Source organism: Variovorax sp. JS1663 (genome assembly GCF_002157355.1).
In the GTDB taxonomy this organism is placed as follows: domain Bacteria; phylum Pseudomonadota; class Gammaproteobacteria; order Burkholderiales; family Burkholderiaceae_C; genus Variovorax.
Genome location: NZ_LYMK01000116.1, coordinates 1 through 2,430 on the forward strand (window position 1 = coordinate 1; position 2,430 = coordinate 2,430).

The following is a 2,430-nucleotide window of genomic DNA, read 5'->3' on the forward strand; positions in this document are numbered from 1 at the left end:
TGGCCCAGGTCGTGCAGGCCCAGGGGACCGAAGTCGCCACCGCGCCGGCGCTGCTCGCCGCTGACTTCGCTGCGGTTCATGGCCCCGGCGATGGAGACCTCGTTGCCTTCGATGCGGATGTCCCTGGCGCCCGCGACCTGCACACCCTGCAGGTGGACTACGCCACCGCCTTGCAGCAGGACGCCGCCCTGGCTGCTGGTGATGGTGCTGGACGCGGCCGTGTCGGTCCTGACGTCGATGCCGCTGCCCGAGGCCCTGTTCTGCATGAACACCGGATCGAAGATCGGGCTGGAGCGCTTTTTGTCGACGTCGATGCGGGTGCTGTTTGTGTTGCGCCCCTCGACGATGCCGAGGTGGCGCCCCGCATCGATCATCACGCCCTGCGTGCCGCCGATGTGCGAGCCTTCGATGGAGATGTCGTTCCTGCGGCTGAGCAGACCCTTGTCGGTCCACTGCATCGCGTAGCGGCCCGTGCCTTGCGCCTGGCCCGATTCGATGCGGATGTCGCGATCCGCGTGCACGCTCAGCAGGCCGTTACGCTGACGTTCGAACTGAAGCCCGCTTGTTCCAAGCGGATACCTCCGCCAACCAAGCCACCCCGCAGGTTGGCCGTGGGTCTACTTCTTGGAAACATCGATACCTTGCTTTTGTAGGTCCTCCAGTGCCTGAGAAAGATCCACAGTCTCTTCAGTTTCTTCGTAGCCCGCGGGCCTGTTGTAGTCGTAGTCGATATCGAACTTTCCATCAGGGTAGAGCGTGAAGGTCAGACCCCAGATCCGTTGGCCTGTCGTCTTAAGAAGGTCATCGCGGAGGAAGAGGGCCGCATCCATGGCATCGCCAATCGAAACTCGTGGTGGACTGGCCCCCTTCTGGTCGATTGCACCATCGCACATCAGACCCCACTGCACCGAAACCATCTGATTCAGGACTACGAACTTTCCAAAGGCGGAATCCCAAGCCCTACTTGCTGGAAACTGATTGACCGCTCTGCCCAGCACTTCATAGGCCTGTTCCGTTGTCGCGATATCTGTCATTGCTTGAACCTCTTGGTCACCTCTACACCGTCGATAACGGCCGTCACAAAAAATTCATTCGGCCTGACCCCGCCAGCCGGATAGCCCAGATCGATTTTCACGAGCACCGTCTTCCCCTCCTTGAGTGCATTCCTGAACTCGTTCTCCATGGCTCGCCAATCGCCCCGATTCAGCGTTGACGCCTGCGGCACGATATTGATTTTGTCACCCGCGCCGCCCAAACTGGCAGCGATCAAGTGGCCGCCTTCGTCTTTCGGCGCGCCACACTTGCCCACCGCGCATTGCTGGTACCCGTTGCGTTCCATCGCGTTCAACGACAGCGTGCCTTCGACCTTGTTCACCCGACCGGAAGCATCGGTGACGTACTTGTGTCCGTTGCTCAGCTCATAGACGGCTCCGGGCTTGAGTTGACCATTCAAGGCCGTATCCCATGCACCCTTGCTGCCAACACTTGCCTTGATGGAGTTCTGCGCGTCAGTCAGTTTCGACGCCGCGCCAACCGCGTCTCCAGCATCCAACAGCGCCTTTGCCTCTTTGATCAACGCCCTGGCCGCATCTCCGGCCGGGCCCAAGGCGCCGATCACCGCCAAGGTGTAGTCGAATGGCGTCTCCGCCTCTACAAGTCCCTTGATGTCCCCGACGACGGGCGTGATGTCGAGGACGAGTCCTGCGAGCTGCTTGAGGACTGCCTCGCCCTGCGCGCCCATCGGGCTCGCATGCGGGGTGCTATTGATGAGACGCTGGATCTCCGTTCGCTCCGACGCATCCGAGTACAGGCCGAAACGAATTTCATCGCGAAGCGATGCGTTGTCTGGCGTGCTTCGGTAGGTGGCCTCCGCCGCCTTGGCAAACGCGATCCAATCACCGCACAGTCTGCTCGCGCCATCGGCATAGCACGCCGCGCGCAGCGCCTCGTCGCGTGCCTTGTCCTTGGCGTTCCATGCATCGCGCTCGGCGCACGCCGCCTGATCTCCACCATCACAAGCGACGATGGCCTTCTTTCTGGCTAGGTTTTCGTCGTGTGCCAGGAAGTTGTTCGCCGCCGCGTTGCTCCCCGCCTGACTGCCGATGTTGATCTGGCTGGCATCCCCACCTGCAATGGCCACAGCAAGGCCGCTCATGAGCCCGGCGAACTGAACCGTGTCGATTCGTCTGCCGTAGGCTTCCGCTGCAAGTTCGCCGATGGCAGCACCGAGCGCACCTGCACCACACCCGCTCGCACTGTCCGCCCTCGCGGCCCCCACCGCGCACCCCGCAATCGCATGCGCGACCTTGTTGGTGAAGTCGTCCAGCGTGCCGTTGGCGGTCAAATTGCCAATGGCGAACGCGGATTGCGCCGCCATCGTGTCCAGGATCGCGTTCTTCAGGCCCTCCTTCAGGTTCTCTTCGAAACTGC

3 protein-coding genes are annotated in these 2,430 nt (G+C 61.9%); all 3 read right to left on the minus strand.

What is annotated here, in order from left to right; all coding sequences use genetic code 11:
• The coding region (locus A8M77_RS34815) for a hypothetical protein (protein WP_143694910.1) at positions 1–521 on the minus strand (521 nt) is incomplete at its 3' end.
• A 96-nt stretch (positions 522–617) separates the two neighbouring features.
• On the minus strand, positions 618–1,034 hold the full coding sequence (locus A8M77_RS34820) for a hypothetical protein (protein WP_143694911.1): 417 nt from the start codon (positions 1,032–1,034) through the stop codon (positions 618–620).
• A partial coding sequence (locus A8M77_RS36705; RefSeq protein WP_238137086.1) for a DNA/RNA non-specific endonuclease occupies positions 1,031–2,430 on the minus strand: 1,400 nt, incomplete at its 5' end. The genes A8M77_RS34820 and A8M77_RS36705, both read right to left, overlap by 4 nt.

Bases quoted from the DNA above. Each gene is read 5' to 3' on its own strand.
- A8M77_RS34820 (WP_143694911.1), bottom strand. From the start codon at position 1,034: ATGACAGATATCGCGACAACGGAACAGGCCTATGAAGTGCTGGGCAGA.